Source organism: Nocardia sp. CA-290969 (assembly GCF_050936135.1).
GTDB lineage: Bacteria > Actinomycetota > Actinomycetes > Mycobacteriales > Mycobacteriaceae > Nocardia.
Map to the genome: position 1 here is coordinate 7,468,938 of NZ_JBNJNJ010000001.1, position 19,433 is coordinate 7,488,370.

The window sequence follows — 19,433 nt, forward strand, 5'->3', positions numbered from 1 at the left end:
AGTACGCCGATTTCGCGCTGTGGCAGCGGCAGGTGCTGGGCGCGGAGGACGATCCCGAATCGGTGATCGCCGAACAGATCGCGTACTGGTCGCGGGAACTGGCCGGTCTGCCGGATCAGCTGGACCTCCCGGCCGACCGGGCGCGGCCCGCGATCGCCTCCGGCCGCGGCGCCACCCACGTCTTCGAGATCGACGCGGAAACCCACACCGGGCTGGCCGAGCTGGCGCGGTCCGAGGGCGCGACCCTGTTCATGGTCGTGCACGCGGCGTTCGCGGTGCTGCTCTCGCGGTTGTCCGGGGAAACCGATATCGCGATCGGCACCCCGGTCGCGGGCCGCGGTGAACGCGCCCTCGACGACCTGATCGGCATGTTCGTCAACACCCTGGTGCTGCGGACGCCGGTCGATTCCGGCGCCGGGTTCACCGAACTGCTGAGTTCGGTGCGCGGGACCGATATCGCCGCCTTCGGCAACGCCGATCTGCCGTTCGAGCGGCTGGTGGAGATCCTGAACCCGGTGCGGTCGCAGGCCCGGCATCCGCTGTTCCAGGTGATGCTGTCGCTGCAGAACACCCCGCCGGCCGATGCGGAATTGCCCGGGCTGACGATCGGCGCGGTCGATATGCCGATCGAAACGGCGAAATTCGATCTGCAACTGGACCTCAGCGAACGGACCGGAACCGCCGGTATCGCCGCGACCTTCACCTACGCGACCGATCTGTTCGATCCGGCCACGGTGGCGCAGTTCGGGCGGCGGTTCGTCCGCCTGCTGAAGGCCGTCGTCAAGACTCCCGAGCGGCCGCTGGGCGATCTGCCGCTGCTGGACGCGGCGGAGGCGTCGTATGTCCTGCGCAGCGGCTACGGCCCCGTGGGTGCGGTGGATCCGGCCGCGACCCTGGCGAGCCTGTTCGCCGACCAGGTCGCGCGGACCCCGGCGGCGCCCGCGGTGGCGTTCGAGGGGACAGGTCTGTCCTACGCCGGGTTCGCCGGCCGGGTGAACCGCCTGGCGCGGCACCTGATCACGCTGGGTGTCGGCCCGGATGTTCCGGTGGCGCTGGGGATGCGGCGCTCGCTGGATCTGGTCGTGGCGATGTACGCGGTCGTGGCCGCCGGTGGTGCGTATGTGCCGCTGGATCTGGAGCAGCCGGCCGAGCGGATCGACTATGTGCTCGATACCGCGGCACCGGTCTGCGTGCTCACCAGCGGTGCCGACGGGTTCGCCCCGGCCGGGCGGCCGGTGGTCGTGGTCGACGAGACCGACCTGTCCGGCTACTCGGAGGCGCCGGTCACCGATGCCGATCGGGTGGCGCCGCTGCGGGCCACCAACACGGCCTACGTGATCTTCACGTCGGGTTCGACGGGCCGCCCGAAGGGTGTGGCGGTGTCGCACGGTGCGATCGTGAACCGTTTGGTGTGGATGCAGTCGGAGTACGGGCTGGAATCCACGGACGCGGTGTTGCAGAAGACGCCGTCGACGTTCGATGTGTCGGTGTGGGAGTTCTTCTGGCCCTTGCAGATCGGTGCCCGGCTCGTCGTGGCCAAGCCGGACGGTCATCGCGATCCCGCTTACCTGGCCGAGATCATCGACACCGAGCGGGTGACGGTCGCGCACTTCGTGCCGTCCATGCTCACCGTCTTCGTGGGTGCGCTGCCCGCCGCGAACGCCGAATCCGGCGCCGTGCGGTGCGCGACGCTGCGGATGGTGTTCTCCTCCGGTGAGGCGTTGCCGCCGAAACCGGCGCAGCGGTTGCGGGAGCTGACCGGTACCGCGGTGCACAACCTGTACGGCCCCACCGAGGCCGCGGTCGACGTCACCTATCACGAGGTGACCGACGCGGATACGGCCACCGTGCCGATCGGCGCACCGGTACTCAACACCCGGGTCTACGTGCTGGACAGCCGGTTGCGGCCGGTGCCGGTGGGTGTCGCGGGTGAGCTGTATCTGTCGGGTGTTCAGCTGGCGCGCGGCTATGTGGCCCGGCCGGATCTGTCCGCCGACCGGTTCGTCGCCGACCCGTTCGAGACGGGTGAGCGGATGTACCGCACCGGTGACCTGGTGCGCTGGAATGCCGCCGGTGAGCTGGAGTACCTGGGTCGCACCGATTTCCAGGTGAAACTGCGTGGTCTGCGGATCGAGCTGGGCGAGATCGAGGCCGCGCTGACCGGCGTGGACGAGATCGCGCAGGCCGTGGTGATCCTGCGCGGCGACCCGCGTACCGGTGATCAGCTCGTCGGCTATGTGGTGCCGGTGGCCGGCGCGGTGGTCGACACCGATGCGCTGCGCAGCCATCTGTCCGGTCGCCTGCCGTCGTATATGGTGCCCGCGGCTTTCGTGGTGCTCGACGAGTTGCCGTTGAATGCCAGCGGCAAGCTGGATCGGCGGGCGTTGCCGGCGCCGGTGTTCGAGGCGCAGGTGTTCCGGGCGCCGTCGACGCCGATCGAGGAGATCGTGGCGGCTGTGTTCGCCGAGGTGCTCGGTGTGGAGCGGGTCGGTGCGGATGACGATTTCTTCGCGCTGGGTGGTAACTCGCTGATCGCGACCCAGGTCGCGGCCCGGATCGGCACGGCGCTCGACGTGACCCTGCCGGTGCGCGCCCTGTTCGAGGCGCCGACCGTCGCGGCGCTGGCCGTCCGGGCCGAACGGGCCGGGGAGGGCGCGCGGCCGCCGCTGGTCGCCGGACCGCGACCGGAGCTGGTGCCGCTGTCGTACGCGCAGCAGCGCATGTGGTTCCTCAACCAGTACGACACCTCGTCGGTGGCCTACAACCTGCCGATGGCGATCCGCCTCTCCGGCGAGCTGGACGTGGCGGCGCTGCGCGCGGCGATGGCCGATGTGGTGCGGCGGCACGAATCGCTGCGCACCCGTTACCCCGAGCACGGCGGCACCCCGGTGCAGCTGATCCTGCCCGCCGACCGGGTCGAGCTGGATCTGGGCCCGGAACAGGTGACCGCGGCCGAGGTACCCGCGAAGGTCACCGAATTCGTGAGCCTCGGCTTCGATGTGGCCGAAGCCGTACCGGTGCGGGCCCGGCTGTTCGCCGCCGGCCCGGACGATTACGCGCTCGTCGTGGTCGTGCACCATATCGCCGCCGACGGTTTCTCCATGGCGCCGCTGGCCCGGGACGTGATGACCGCGTACGCGGCGCGGGCCCAGGGCAGTGTGCCGAGCTGGGAACCGCTGCCCGTGCAGTACGCCGACTACACCCTGTGGCAGCGGCAGGTACTGGGCGCCGAGGACGATCCGGAATCGCCGATGGCGCGCCAGATCGCGTTCTGGCAGCGCACCCTCGCGGATCTGCCCGACGAGCTGGTACTGCCGACCGACCGGCCGCGTCCCGCGGTGGCGTCGATGCGTGGTGCGACGGTGCGCGGTGAACTCGGCGCCGACCTGGTCCGTGGCCTGGAGGCCGTGGCCCGGGAGCGTGGTGCCTCCATGTTCATGGTGCTGCACGCCGGACTGGCGGCGCTGCTGGCGCGGATGTCGGGTAGCGACGATATCGCCGTAGGTACGCCGATCGCGGGCCGTGGCGAACAGGCGCTCGACGATCTGGTCGGCATGTTCGTCAACACCCTGGTGCTGCGGACCGAGGTGCGCTCCGGCGCGACCTTCGCCGACCTCGTGGAACAGGCCAAACAGGCCGATCTGGATGCGTTCGGTCACGCGGATGTGCCGTTCGAGCGGCTGGTGGATCTGCTGGCGCCGGAGCGGTCGCAGGCCCGGAATCCGCTGTTCCAGGTGGCGCTGTCGTTCCAGAACAACCAGCAGCCGGCCCTGGATCTGGCCGGGTTGCGGGTTTCCGGACTCGACCTCGCCGCGGACGTCGCCCGATTCGATCTGCAGTTCAACCTGTTCGAGAACGCCTCGGGCGGAATGGAACTGGCGCTGAACTACGCGACAGAACTGTTCGACGCGGCAACCGCGGACGCTCTGCTGTCCCGCTGGCAGCGGCTGCTCGCGGTGGTCGCCGCGGATCCGGACACCGTGCTGGGTGCGGTGGAGATCCTGGACGAGCCGGAGCGTGCCGAGATCCTGTCCCGGACCGGTGGTCCGGTGGTGCCGGCGCGGACGTTGCCGGAGTTGCTGGCGGATGCGGTGGCGGTGGATCGTTCGGCGCCGGCGGTGGTGTTCGAGGGTCGCCGGTATTCCTATGGTGAGTTCGACGAGCGTTCGAACCGCCTTGCACGGGCGTTGATCGCGCGTGGTTTGGGTGCTGAGGATTTGGTGGCTGTGGCGGTGCCGCGGTCGGCGGATTCGGTGCTGGCCGAGTGGGCGGTGTCGAAGTCGGGTGCGGCGTTCTTGCCGATCGATCCGACGTATCCGGAAGACCGTATCGCGCATATGTTGTCCGATTCGGGTGCGCCGGTGGGTATTACGGTGTCGTCGGTGCGGGGGGATCTGCCGGGTTCGGTGGATTGGCTGGTGCTCGACGAGCTGGAGCTGGACGAATATACGGCTGAGCAGGTCACCGATGCGGATCGGGTGCGGCCGCTGACTGCGGCGAATACCGCGTATGTCATCTACACCTCGGGTTCCACGGGTGTGCCCAAGGGTGTTGTCGTCACGCATGCGGGTTTGGCGAACTTCAGTGCCGAGCAGGTGGAGCGGTATCGCCTCGATGCGAACACACGGGCGCTGGCCTTCGCCTCGCCGTCGTTCGACGCCTCGATCCTGGAACTGCTGCTGGCCGTGGGTTCGGCGGGTGCGCTGGTTGTGGTGCCGACGGGTACCTATGGCGGTGCCGAACTGGGTGAGTTGATCGCTCGTGAGGGTGTGTCGGTCGGTTTGATCACGCCGTCGGTGCTGGCGTCGCTGGATCCGGCGGATCTGGCCGGGATGCAGGTCATCATCGCCGGTGGTGAGGCCATCTCCGCGGATCTGGTCGCGAAATGGTCCGTGACCCCTGAAGGCGGGGTCGAGCGCCGGTTCCACAATGCCTACGGTCCGACCGAGGCCACGGTTGCCACGAATATCAGCGGTGTGCTGCGGCCGGGAGACAGGGTCACCATCGGTGGCCCGGTGCGCGGGATGCGTGCGCTGGTGCTCGACGATCGCCTGAACCCGGTGCCCGAGGGTGTGGCGGGTGAACTGTATGTCGGCGGTATCCAGTTGGCGCGTGGCTATCACGCCCGGTTCGGTCTGACTGCTGAGCGTTTTGTCGCCGATCCTTATGGTGAGCCGGGTTCGCGCCTGTATCGCACGGGTGATGTGGTGCGTTGGCGTCGTGATGCCGCGGGTGATCCTGCGGTGGAGTATGTGGGCCGTAACGACTTTCAGGTGAAGGTGCGCGGTTTCCGTATCGAGCTCGGTGAGATCGACGCCGCGCTGACCTCGCACAGCACCGTCGACTTCGCCGTCACCACCGGCCACAAGAACGCCGCGGGCACGGTTTCGCTGGTGTCGTACGTGGTGGCCGCACCCGGTGCCGCGGTGGATGTGGCGGCGCTGAGCGGGTACGTCGCGGAGCGGCTGCCCGACTACATGGTTCCGGCCTCGATCATGGTGATCGACCGGATCCCGCTGACCCCCGCCGGCAAGCTGGACCGCCGGGCACTGCCCGAACCGGTCTTCCAGGCCCGCACCGCGTTCCGCGGCCCGCGCAACGCGGTCGAGCAGATCATCGCCGAGGTGTTCGCCGAGGTCCTGGGCGTGGACCAGGTGGGCGTGGACGATTCGTTCTTCGCCCTCGGCGGCGACAGCATCGTCTCCATTCAGCTCGTCTCCCGCGCCAAGGCGCGCGGTGTGGTGTTCACCCCGCGGCACGTCTTCGAACAGCGGACGGTGGCCGGACTGGCCTCGATCGCCGAAGCCGCGGACGCCGAGAGCGTGGTGCGCACGCTCGTCGAGATGCCGGGCGGTGGCGTGGGCACCATGCCGCCCACCCCGATCGTGCGGTTCATGGCCGAACGGCCGGGTTCCTTCGGCCGGTTCCACCAGCTCATGGCGGTGGAACTGCCGATAGGTATCGACCGGGACACCATCGCCGCCATCGTCGGCCCGGTGCTCGACCGGCACGATATGTTGCGCGCGCGGCTGCACACCACAGACGGCGACTGGATCGTGGAAACCGCCGAACCGGGCAGCGTCGACGTGGACGCGCTGATCGATCACACGGTGTTCGACGCCGCCGCCACCGAGGACGAGCTGCTCCAGGTCGCCACGGCCGCCGTCGATGCGGCGCTGGACCGGCTCGATCCCGAGAACGGTGTGGTGGTCCGGTTCGTCTGGCTGGAACCCGATACCGGCGAGCGGTCCGGTCGTCTGGTGGTCATCGCGCACCACCTGGTGGTCGACGGTGTGTCCTGGCGTGTGCTGGTACCGGATTTCGTGCTGTCCGCGGTCGCGCACAGCGCGGGGCAGGCCCCCGAGCTGCCCGCGCCGGCCACCTCCATGCGCACTTGGGCACATGCCCTCGAACAGAACGCGTACAGCCCGGAGCGGCTGGCCGAACTCGAGTACTGGCGGACCGTCGCCGGCACCGCCGACCCGCTGCTCACCGGCCGCCGGATGGACGCGTCGGTGGATACCGCCGGCGTCGTCGAGGTCCACGGAGTACGGGTATCGCCGGAAGTCACCCAGACCCTGCTCACCACGGTGCCGGCGTTGTTCCACGGTGGTGTGAACGACGGCCTGCTCACCGCCCTCGTGCTGGCGACCGCGGCCTGGCGGGCGCGCCGGGTGCCCGGGGTGCGGCTGGACGATCCGCTGCTGATCCGGCTCGAGGGCCACGGCCGTGAGGAAGAAATCGCCCCCGGGGCCGATTTGTCCCGGACGGTCGGCTGGTTCACCGCGTTGTTCCCGGTGCGGTTCGAGCCCGCCGGAATCGATATCGAGGCCGCGCTCACCGGCGGTCCCGAGCTGGGTGCCGCGCTGAAGCTCGTGAAGGAACAGCTGCTCGCCGTTCCGGACAAGGGCGTCGGCTACGGCTTGCTGCGCTATATGAACCGGGATACCGCGGCCGAACTCCCGCGGGAAATGCCGGGCCAGGTGAACTTCAACTACCTGGGCCGCGTCGGCGGCGGCGAAATCCCCGACGGGATGGACGGTTTCGGCTGGCTGCCCGCCGGCGACCTCGCCGGCCTCAACGCCGCCTACGACGCCGATATGCCGGCCATGGCGCCGCTGGACATCAACGCCATCGTGGTCGGTGACACGCTCACCGCCCGGATCGGCTACCCGTCCACGCTGCTCTCGCCGGACGAGGCCCGCGAGTTCGGCGATCTCTGGGTGCAGGCGCTGGAGGCGGTGGCCCGCCATGCCGAGTCCGCGGACGCGGGCGGGCATACACCGTCCGATTTCGCGCTGGTCGAAGTGGCGCAGCAGGACGTCGACGGTATCGAACAGCGGTTCCCGATGCCGGTCGCCGATCTGTGGCCGCTGTCCTCGCTGCAGTCCGGGCTGCTGTTCCACGCCCAACTCGCCGCGACCTCGGTGGATGTGTACACCGCGCAGGCGGTACTCACGCTCACCGGCCGGCTGGACACCGAACGCCTGCGCGCGGCCGCGCAGGCACTGGTGGACCGCTACGAGAACCTGCGCACCGCCTTCGTCACCGATCGCGAGGGCAACTCGGTGCAGGTCGTGCTGAACGATGTGCCGGTCGACTGGACCGAATACGACCGCAGCGCCACCGGTGACGCCGGCGATCTCGTCGATGTGGACCGGCTGCGGCGTTTCGATCTCACCGAACCGCGGCTCATCCGCTTCACCCTGATCAAGACCGGGCCGGACACCTGGCAGTTCGTGGTGTCCAACCACCACATCCTGCTCGACGGCTGGTCGATGCCGCTGCTCATGCGGGATCTGCTGGCGCTGTACGCGGTGCGCGCCGACAGCACCGCACTGCCCGCCGCCCGCTCCTACCGGCACTTCCTGGAATGGGTCGGCCGGCAGGATCACGACGCGTCGCTGGCGGCGTGGGGCGAGGCACTGGCCGGTGTCAGCGAACCGACGTTGCTCACCCGTCCCGAATCCGGTGGCGGCGATTCCGCACACGAGATCGAGTCGCTGTCCGGCGAATACGCCTTCGAGCTGGATACCGCGGCGACGGCGCGGATCACCGCGCTGGCCGCCGAACTCGGTATCACCGCGAATACGGTGTTGCAGGTGGCGTGGGCGATCCTGCTCGGCCGGATCACCAGCCGCGACGATGTGCTGTTCGGCGCCACCGTTTCCGGCCGCCCACCGCAGCTGGCGGGCGTGGAGACCATGGTCGGGCTGTTCATCAACACCATCCCGGTGCGGGTGCGGTTCGATCAGAACGAACCCGCGCGCGCCCTGCTCACCCGCACCCAGGGTGAACAGGCCGACCTGCTGGACCACCACTATGTGGGGCTGGCGGATATCCAGCACCGCGCCGGACTGGCGACCCTGTTCGACACACTGCTGGTGTTCGAGTCGTATCCGGTGGACGCCGCGGGTATCCAGGCCCAGGCCACCGATATCGACGGCCTGGCCGTGACGGGGCTCAGCACGGTTGACGCCACCCACTACCCGCTGAGCCTGATCGCCTCGCTGGGCAGCACCCTGCGGATCCGTGCCGGCTATCTGCAGGACATGTTCGACGAGCCCGCGGTGCGCCGGATCGCCGACCAGCTGGTGCGGGTGCTCACCGCGATCACCGCGGCGCCGGACCGGCCGCTGGGCGAGATCGACCTGCTGGACAGCGCGGAACGCGAACTGGTGCTGCGCCGCTGGAACGACACCGCGCACGATGTCGACTCCACGGCGACCCTGGTGTCGATGTTCGATGCGCAGCTCGCCCGGACTCCGGACGCGCCCGCGCTGACCTTCGACGATCAGACGCTCACCTACGCCGAGTTCGCCGCCCGGGTGAACCTGCTGGCGCGGTGGCTGATCGATCGCGGTGTGGGCCCGGAAACCTTTGTGGCCCTGGGCATGCGGCGTTCTATCGATCTGGTGGTCGGGATGTACGCGGTCACCGTCGCGGGTGGCGCCTACGTACCGCTGGACCCGGATCATCCGGCCGAGCGCACGGAATACATCCTGGCCACCGCCGACCCGGTCTGCGTGCTGACCTCCGGCGACGATCTGCCGATCGATACCGCCCAGGTGCGAATCGACAGGCTGGACCTGGACGGGTACGCCGATACCGCGATCACCGACGCCGATCGGGTCGCTCCGTTGCGCGCGGCGAATACGGCGTACGTGATCTTCACGTCGGGTTCGACGGGCCGCCCGAAGGGTGTGGCGGTGTCGCACGGTGCGATCGTGAACCGTCTGGTGTGGATGCAGGCCGAGTACAGCCTCGAGTCTGCTGATGTGGTGTTGCAGAAGACACCGTCGACCTTCGATGTGTCGGTGTGGGAGTTCTTCTGGCCCTTGCAGATCGGCGCGCGGCTCGTCGTGGCCAAGCCGGACGGTCATCGTGATCCCGCCTACCTGGCCGAGATCATCGACACCGAGCGGGTGACGGTCGCGCACTTCGTGCCGTCCATGCTCACCGTCTTCGTGGCCGCCCTGCCCGGTGAAACGGGCGCGCGGCCGTGCACCTCGCTGCGGCTGGTGTTCTCCTCCGGCGAGGCGCTGCCGGGTAGGCCCGCGCAGCGGTTGCGGGAGCTCACCGGTACCGCCGTGCACAACCTGTACGGCCCCACCGAGGCCGCGGTCGACGTCACCTTCCACGAGGTCACCGACGCCGACACCACCGTGGTGCCGATCGGTGTCCCGGTGTTCAACACCCAGGTGTACGTGCTCGACGACCGGCTGCGGCCGGCGCCGGTGGGGGTCGCCGGTGAGCTGTACCTCGCCGGTACGCAGCTGGCGCACGGATATGTCGCCCGGCCGGACCTCTCCGCCGATCGCTTCGTGGCCAACCCCTTCGGCACCGGCGCACGGATGTACCGCACCGGCGATGTCGTGCGCTGGAACTCCGCCGGCGAACTCGAATACGTGGGCCGCTCCGATTTCCAGGTGAAACTGCGCGGCCAGCGCATCGAACTCGGCGAGATCGAAGCCGCCCTCACCGATGTGGACGAGGTCGGGCAGGCCGTGGTGATCCTGCGCAGCGATGCGCGCACCGGCGACCAGCTCGTCGGCTATCTGGTCCCCGCGGCCGGGGCGCCACTGGACCTCGAGGACGTTCGCGAGGACCTGTCCGCGCGCCTGCCGTCGTATATGGTGCCCGCCGCGTTCGTGGTGCTCGATGAGTTGCCGTTGAATGCCAGCGGCAAGCTGGATCGGCGGGCGTTGCCGGCGCCGGTGTTCGAGGCGCAGGTGTTCCGGGCGCCGTCGACGCCGATCGAGGAGATCGTGGCGGCGGTGTTCGCCGAGGTGCTCGGTGTGGAGCGGGTCGGTGCGGACGATGATTTCTTCGCGCTGGGTGGTAACTCGCTGAGCGCGACCCGGGTGGCGGCGCGGCTGTCGGCCGCGCTGGACACCGAACTCGCCGTCCGGGAACTGTTCGAGGCCTCGACGGTGGCCGCGCTGGCGGCCCGCGCCGAAACCCATTCGGGTACGGGCGGCCGGGTGCCGCTGGTACCGCAGCCGCGGCCCACCCAGACCCTGCCCTCCGGCGAGGTCGTGGAACGGGTACCGCTGTCGCTGGCACAGCAGCGGATGTGGTTCCTGAACCGGTTCGATCCGGGTTCGGCCGCGGACAATATGCCGATCGCGGTGCGGCTGTCGGGTCTGCTGGACCGGCAGGCGATGCAGATCGCCATCGCCGATCTGCTGGCCCGGCACGAATCGCTGCGCACGTACTACCCCGAGGTGGACGGCACGCCGTACCAGCAGGTGGTCCCGACCGCGGCGGTCATCCCCGACCTCACCCCGGTGGAGGTGTCCGAAGCCGAGGTGCTGCTGCGCGTCGCCGAATTCGCCTCGGCCGGTTTCGACGTCACCACCGAGGTGCCGTTCCGGGTCCGGCTGTTCGAAGTGGATCCCACCGAGCACGTCCTGGTGCTCGTCGCGCACCACATCTCGTCCGACGGTTTCTCCATGGGACCGCTGGCCCGCGATGTGATCACGGCCTACAGCGCCCGGATCGAAGGCGGCGAGCCGGGCTGGCGGCCGCTCGAGGTGCAGTACGCCGACTACGCGCTGTGGCAGCGGCAGGTGCTGGGTTCGGAGGACGATCCGGGATCGGTGATCTCCGCGCAGATCGACTACTGGTCCCGGCAGCTGGCCGGTATCCCGGAACAGCTGGACCTGCCGGCGGACCGGCCGCGGCCCGCCGTGGCCTCCGGGCGGGGCGCCGCCCACACCTTCGAGATCGACGAGGCGGTGCACGCCGAGCTGGTCGATCTGGCCCGCGCCCACGGCGTGACGTTCTTCATGGTCGTGCACGCCGCGTTCGCGGTGCTGCTGTCCAGGCTCTCGGGTGAACAGGACATCGTCGTCGGCACTCCGGTGGCCGGCCGCGGTGAACGCGCGCTCGACGATGTGATCGGTATGTTCGTCAACACCCTCGCGTTGCGGACCCCGATCGATCCCGGCGCCGGTTTCGCCGAACTGCTGGATACGGTCCGGGGCGGCGATGTGGCCGCGTTCGGCCACGCCGATCTGCCGTTCGAGCGCCTCGTCGAGGTGCTGAACCCGGTGCGGTCGCAGGCCCGGCACCCGCTGTTCCAGGTGATGCTGTCGCTGCAGAACAACAACCCGCAGGTCCGCGGCGAACTGCCCGGCCTGACCATCAGCGGGATCGAATCACCCATCGAGACAGCGAAATTCGATCTGCAGCTGGAACTCGCCGAACGTATCGCCGAGTCCGGTAGCGGCGCGGCCACGGCCCGCGGGGTGAGCGCCAAGTTCATCTACGCGACCGATCTGTTCGACCAGGCGACGGTCCAGGGCTTCGCCGACCGTTTCGTCCGGTTGCTGACCGAGATCGTGGCCGCGCCGGCCACGGCGGTGGGCGATCTCGAGGTGCTCACCGATACCGAGCGGACCCGCGTGCTCGGACAGTGGAACGCCACGGACCACGCGCTGCCGGAAAGCCTGCTGCTGGACGGTTTCGAACGTGCGGTGGCGGAGTTCCCGGATCGGGTGGCGGTGTCGTTCGAGGGCACCGAGCTGACGTATGCGGAGTTCTCGGCTCGGGTGAATCGTCTGGCGCGGTTGTTGATTGCGCAGGGTGTGGGTCCGGAGTCGCTGGTCGGTTTGCTGGTGTCGCGCTCGGTGGACCTGGTGGTCGGCATGTATGCGGTGGTGGCGGCCGGTGGTGCGTATGTGCCGTTGGATCCGGCGCATCCGGCGGAGCGGATCGGCTACATCCTGGATACCGCGGCACCGGTCTGCCTTTTGTCGACCACTGCCGACGTGCGGGCCGTCACCGCGGGTGACAGTGCCGGTGCGATCGATGGTGGTGCGGTCGGCGAGATCGCCGGTGTTCCGGTGCTCACCCTGGATACTGTCGACACCACCGGTTATGACGCCTCGACCGTCACCGACGTCGAGCGGCTCGGCCCGGTGCGGCCGTCGAATACCGCGTATGTGATCTTCACGTCGGGTTCCACCGGTCGCCCGAAGGGTGTGGCGGTGCCGCATTCGGCGATCGCGAATCAGGTCGCGTGGATGCTGGCGCAGTACCCGATGGGTACGGGTGACGTCTATCTGCAGAAGACCGCGACGACATTCGACGTGTCGCTGTGGGGTTACTTCCTGCCCCTCGCGGCGGGCGCACGCCTGGTTGTCGCCACGCCGGACGGCCATCGTGACCCGGCCTACCTCGCACGGGTGATCGCGGAACAGCAGGTGACGGTGACGGACTTCGTACCGTCGATGCTGACGGTCTTTGCCGCGCATACCGCTGCCGGTTCGATTCCGAGTCTCGAGCATGTGTTCGTGATCGGTGAGGCGCTCCCGCCGGAGACCGTGACCGCGATGCACGCGATCTCCGATGCCGCAGTACACAACCTCTACGGCCCGACCGAGGCCGCCGTGTCGATCACGTATTGGCAGGCGACCGGCGCCGAGACGAGCAGTGTGCCGATCGGTGTGCCGCAGTGGAACAGCCGGGTCTACGTCCTCGACGGACGTTTGCGCCCGGTGCCCGAGGGCGTCACGGGTGAGCTGTACCTGGCGGGCGATCAGCTGGCGCGCGGCTATGTGACCCGGCCGGATCTGAGTTCGGATCGGTTCGTGGCGAGCCCGTTCGACGGCGGTGCTCGCATGTACCGCACCGGCGACCTCGTGCGCTGGACGCGGGCCGGCGGCGAACCGGTCCTGGAGTACTTGGGCCGTACCGATTTCCAGGTGAAGTTCCGTGGTCAGCGCATCGAACTCGGTGAGATCGAATCGGCGTTGCTGGCGCAGCCCGAGGTGAGCCAGGCCGTCGTGACGGTCGCGGGCTCCGATCTGGGTGAGCAGCTGGTCGGCTATGTGGTGCCCGCACCGGGTGCGCAGATCGTCACCGGCGAACTCCTGGAGGCGCTGCGCGGCGCTCTGCCCACGTACATGGTTCCGGCCGCGGTGGTCGAACTCGATGCCTTCCCGCTCAACACCTCCGGGAAGCTGGATCGTAAGGCGTTGCCGGAGCCGGTGTTCCAGGCGCGGGAGTTCCGCGCGGCCTCGACCCCGATCGAGGAGATCGTGGCCGGTGTGTTCGCCGACGTTCTGGGCGTACAGCGGGTCGGCGCGGACGACGATTTCTTCGCCCTCGGCGGTAACTCGCTGATCGCGACCCAGCTCGCCGCGCGGCTCGGCGCCGCGCTGGACACCCAGGTCCCGGTCCGCATGCTGTTCGAGGCCTCCACCGTGTCCGCGCTCGCCGCGCGGGTGCAGGAACAGGCCGGGGCCGGCGGGCGGGCCGCGCTGGTGCCGCAGCCGCGCCGGGAGCAGACACTGCTGTCGGGCGAGGTGGTCGAGGCCGCGCCGGTATCGCTGGCGCAGCAGCGGATGTGGTTCCTCAACCGGTTCGACGGGGCGTCGGCGGCGTACAACCTGCCACTGGCCATCCGGTTGTCGGGTGTACTGGATGTGGCCGCGCTGCGGCAGGCCGTGGCGGATCTGGTGTCCCGGCACGAGGTGCTGCGGACGGTGTATCCGGAGACGGAATCCGGCCCGGTGCAGGTGGTGCTGCCGGTCGCGCAGGCCACACCGCGTCTGGAGCTGCGGCCGGTGACCGCCGCGGACGTGGTACCGGCGGTGGCGGAGCTGGCCTCGGCCGGGTTCGATGTCGCCACCGAGGTCCCGCTGCGAGTGGCGCTGTTCCGGGTGAGCGACGCACCCGCCGGCGACGGAACCGATATGACCGGCGAGTACGTGCTGGCGATGGTGGTGCACCATATCGCCGGCGACGGCCTGTCGGTCGGCCCGATGACCCGGGACATCATGACCGCCTACGCGGCCCGCGCCGCGGGTGAGGCACCCGGCTGGACGTCGCTGCCGGTGCAGTACGCGGACTACAGCATCTGGCAGCGTGAGCTGCTCGGTGACGAGTCGGATCCGGAGTCGCTGGCGGCGCAGCAGCTCGGTTATTGGCAGTCGGCGCTGGCGGGTGTGCCGGATCAGCTGGATCTGCCGGCCGACCGGCCGCGTCCGGCGGTGCAGTCCTTCGCCGGTGGCCGCGTGCGGCTCGCGATCGACCCCGAAACCCATGCCGGACTACAGCGGGTGGCTCAGGAGCAGGGCGCGACCCTGTTCATGGTGGTCCACACCGCGCTCGCGGTACTGCTGTCGCGGCTGTCCGGGACCGACGACATCACCATCGGCACTCCGGTGGCGGGTCGCGGTGACCAGGCGCTCGACGATCTGATCGGCATGTTCGTGAACACCCTGGTGTTCCGGACCGAGGTCGACCGGGGCGCGGCCTTCACCGAACTGCTGGCCCGCCAGCGGCAGCTGGACATCCAGGCGTTCGCACACGCGGATGTGCCCTTCGAGCGGCTGGTCGAGGTGCTGAACCCCGCGCGGTCCACCGCCCGGCATCCGCTGTTCCAGGTCGGGTTCACCTTCCAGAACATCGGCGGGGCGAGCCTGGAGCTGCCGGACCTGACGGTGTCGGGTGTGGAGGTCGATACCGAGATCTCGCAGTACGACCTGAACTTCCTGCTCGGCGACACCTACGACGAGATGGGCACACCGCAGGGCGTGGCCGGCTATCTGACCTACGCCACCGCGCTGTTCGATCGGGCCACGGCCCAGGGCTTCGCGGACCGCTTCGTCCGGTTGCTGTCCGATATCGTCGCCGCGCCCACCACCGCGGTGGGTGATCTGGAGATCCTGGATCCGGTCGAGCGGACACGGGTGCTGGCGGAGTGGAATGCCACGGAGCACGCGCTGCCGGAGGGTCTGCTGCTGGACGGGTTCCAGCGTGCGGCGGCCGAATTCCCGGATCGGGTGGCGGTGTCGTTCGAGGGCACCGAGCTGACGTATGCGGAGTTCTCGGCTCGGGTGAATCGTCTGGCGCGGTTGCTCATTGCGCAGGGTGTGGGTCCGGAGTCGCTGGTCGGTTTGCTGGTGTCGCGCTCGGTCGACCTGGTGGTCGGCATGTACGCCGTGATCACGGCCGGTGGTGCGTATGTGCCGCTGGACCCGGCGCATCCGGCCGAGCGCATCGGTTACATCCTCGATACCGCGGCCCCGGTGTGCCTGTTGTCGACCACCGCCGACGCCCAGGCTGTCAGCGCGGGCGACGACGGCAGTGCCGGTGCGAACGGGGATGGCCGGGTAGACGAGATCGCCGGTGTCCCGGTGCTCACCTTGGACACCGTCGATACCGAGGGATTCGACACTTTGCCGGTAACCGATGCCGACCGGTTGGCGCCGGTGCGGCCGAGCAACACCGCGTACGTGATCTTCACGTCCGGTTCCACCGGTCGCCCGAAGGGTGTCGCGGTCCCGCATTCGGCGATCGGTAATCAGGTCGCGTGGATGCTGGCGCAGTACCCGATGGGTGCCGAGGACGTCTACTTGCAGAAGACCGCGACGACGTTCGATGTGTCGTTGTGGGGTTACTTCCTGCCGCTGGCGGCGGGTGCGCGGTTGGTTGTCGCGACCCCGGACGGTCATCGTGATCCGGCGTATCTGGCTCGGGTTATCGCGGAACAGAACGTGACGGTGACGGACTTCGTGCCGTCGATGTTGACGGTGTTCGCGGCGCATACCGAGGCGGGGTCGATCCCGACATTGCGGGAGATCTTCGCGATCGGTGAAGCGCTGCCGCCGGAAACCGTGACGGCGATGCAGGCTGTCTCGGATGCCACGGTGCACAACCTCTACGGCCCGACCGAGGCCGCGGTGTCGATCACCTACTGGCAGGCCACCGGGACGGAAACCGGCAGTGTGCCGATCGGTGTGCCGCAGTGGAACTCGCGTGTATACGTGCTGGATTCGCGACTGAACCCGGTGCCCGAAGGAGTCACGGGTGAGCTGTACCTCGCCGGTGACCAGCTGGCGCGCGGTTATGTGACCCGCCCGGATCTGAGTTCGGACCGGTTCGTCGCCAGCCCGTTCGATCCGGGCGCGCGCATGTACCGCACGGGCGACCTCGTGCGGTGGCGCACGGCCGAAACCACGGTCGACGGCGCCGAGGTACCGCAGCCGGTGCTGGAATACCTGGGCCGTACGGACTTCCAGGTGAAGTTCCGTGGTCAGCGCATCGAACTCGGTGAGATCGAGTCGGCGTTCCTGACGCAGCCCGAGGTGAGCCAGGCCGTCGTGACGGTCGCCGGTTCGCAGCTGGGCGAGCAGCTGGTCGCCTACGTCGTGCCGGCGCCCGGGCAGCATGTGGTGACCACCGAGCTGCTCGAATCGGTCCGCGAGGTCCTGCCGACCTATATGGTCCCGGCCGCCGTCGTCGCGCTGGACGCGTTCCCGCTCAACACCTCCGGCAAGCTGGACCGCAAGGCGTTGCCGGAGCCGGTGTTCGAGACCCGCGAATTCCGGGCCGCCTCGACCCCGATCGAGGAGATCGTGGCGAATGTGTTCGCCGATGTTCTCGGTGTGCAGCGCGTCGGTGCCGACGACGACTTCTTCGCCCTCGGCGGTAACTCGCTGATCGCGACCCAGGTCGCCGCCCGGCTCGGCGCCGCACTGGATACCCAGGTGCCGGTGCGGATGCTGTTCGAGGCGTCCACCGTGGCCGCGCTGGCCGCACGGGTGCAGGAGCAGGCGGGTTCCGGTGGCCGTCAGGCGCTGGTGCCGCAGCCGCGGCCGGAGCGGGTGCCGTTGTCGCTGGCCCAGCAGCGGATGTGGGTGATCAACCAGTTCGATCCGAGCTCGGCCGCCTACAACATCCCGCTCGCTATCCGTCTCACCGGCGCGCTCGACGAGACGGCGGTATACGAGGCGGTGTCCGATGTCGTGCAGCGGCACGAGTCGCTGCGCACCCGGTACCCCGCCGATTCGGACGGTGTTCCGTATCAGGAAATCCTGCCGGTCGCGGAGGTGATGCCCAGGGAACCGGTCACTGTTTCCCCGGACGAGGTGCTGCCCCGGGTCGCCGAGCTGATGTCGGCGGGCTTCGATGTCAGCGCGGAGGTGCCGGTGCGGGCGTTGCTGCTCGCGACCGGACCGGACGAGTATGTGCTGGCGGTCGTCGCCCACCACATCGCGGCCGACGGCGCGTCGATGGCACCGCTGGCGCGGGACCTGATGACCGCCTATCTCGCCCGCGTCGGCGGCGATGTACCCGGCTGGGCACCGTTGCCGGTCCAGTACGCGGACTTCGCGCTCTGGCAGCGAGCGACGATCGGTGACGAGAACGACGAGGACTCGGTCGCCGCAGCTCAGCTGGCCTACTGGCAGAAGCAGCTGGACGGGGTGAGCGGTGAGGCCGGGCTGCCGCTGGACCGGCCGCGTCCGCCGATCCCGTCGATGCGTGGTGGTGTCACCGGTTTCGCGGTGGACGCCGAGGTACACCGGTCGCTGGACGAATCCGCGCGGGCGCGTGGCGTGACCATGTTCATGGTGATGCATGCCGCGGTGGCGGTGCTGCTGTCCCGGCTCACCAATGCCGGTGACGTCCTCGTCGGCACCCCGATAGCCGGCCGCGGTGAACGTGAGCTGGATGATCTGGTCGGTATGTTCGTGAATACGCTGGCACTGCGTACCACGGTGAATCCCACGATGACCTTCGCCGATCTGCTGGATCAGGTTCGGGAGACGGACCTGTCGGCCTTCGCCAACGGTGACGTCCCCTTCGAGCGCGTGGTGCAGGCGGTGCTGCCGGACCGGGCGGCCGCGAGCAATCAGCTCCTCGGTGTGGTGCTGTCGTTCCGGAACACCGAGGAGGCCGCGCTGGACCTGCCCGGACTCACGGTGCAGGTGCTGGACGAGGGTGCGCTGGCCGCGAAATTCGATCTGGGGATCGGTATCGACCCCCGCCGCGACCCCGACGGCGGCTTCGGCGAGTTGTGGACCGTGTTCAACTACGCCGCGGACCTGTTCGACGAGTCGACCGTGCAGTCGTTCGGTCGCAGGTTCGAACGGATCCTCGCCGCGGTGGCCGCCGATCCACAGGTCCGGGTGGGTGATATCGATATCTTCGACGCCGAAGAGCGCGACCGGATGGCCGCACCAGAGCGGCAGGCGGCGCCCGCGGCCACGTCGGGTACCGCCCTGCCGCAGACGCTGCGTACCTCGGTGGAAGACGATCCCGAAGCCCCCGCGGTCGTGTGGGGTGAGCACGAGCTCACCTATCAGGAGCTGGACGCGCGTTCCTCCCGGCTGGCCCGGGTCCTGATCGCGCGCGGTCACGGACCGGGTACCGGTGTCGTCGTCGGGCTCGAACGCGGCGTCGACGCGGTGGTCTCGACCTGGGCCGTGCTCAAGACGGGTGCGGCGCTGGTGCCCGTCGGCGCGGTGGATGCCGCCGCGGCGGCGGGCCTGACCGCCGTGGCCGGAATCGCGGCCGGCACGCCGCCTGATGTTTCGGGCGTGGACTGGCTCGTGCTCGACGATCCGGCGACTGCCGAGACGATCGCCGCGGAGTCGCCGCGTCCGGTCACCTACGCTCATCGGGTCCGCCCGCTACAGGGTGGCGATCCGGCGTATGTCGCGGCCGACGGTCGTATCGTCTCCTATGATGCGCTGGCTGCCCTGATCGCGGAGGTGCACACCGCCACCGAGCTGACCTACGAATCCCGTACCTTCCGGTACGGGCGTACCGACAGCCCGGCCGCGGTCGTCGAGATCGTGGCGGCCGGCGCCGCCGCCGCGGCCGTGGTGCTGGTCCCCGAGGTGACCAGCGATGCGCTCGCCGACGAGTGGGTCACCCATCTGTGGGTGGATCGGGCCGGACTTGCCGAGCTGGACCCGGAAGCCCTGGAGGATCTGTCCGGGCTCGTCCTCGAAGAGGCGGGGCGGCCGGATGGGGCCTGGTCGCAGGTGGAATATGTGCTCGAGTTGACCGAGTCACCCGACTGAACGGTCCGGGCCTACGCCCGGCCCCGAAGCTCCGACGCCCGGCGTGCAGCACGCCGGGCGTCGGGGCTTTTCCGGCCGGTTTCGCGCATCGGCGGTAACGGATCGGTC

1 protein-coding gene (only partly in view) is annotated in these 19,433 nt (G+C 69.2%); it reads left to right on the forward strand.

The window, feature by feature from the left end; all coding sequences use genetic code 11:
- Positions 1–19,325, forward strand: partial view of a non-ribosomal peptide synthase/polyketide synthase gene (locus ACQEVO_RS34215; RefSeq protein ID WP_432921277.1) — the 3' end only. Its footprint begins 32,725 nt before the window's first position; 19,325 of the gene's 52,050 nt are visible here — the last part of the coding sequence; its start codon lies off the left edge, out of view; it ends in the stop codon at positions 19,323–19,325.
- Positions 19,326–19,433: the final 108 nt, after the last annotated feature.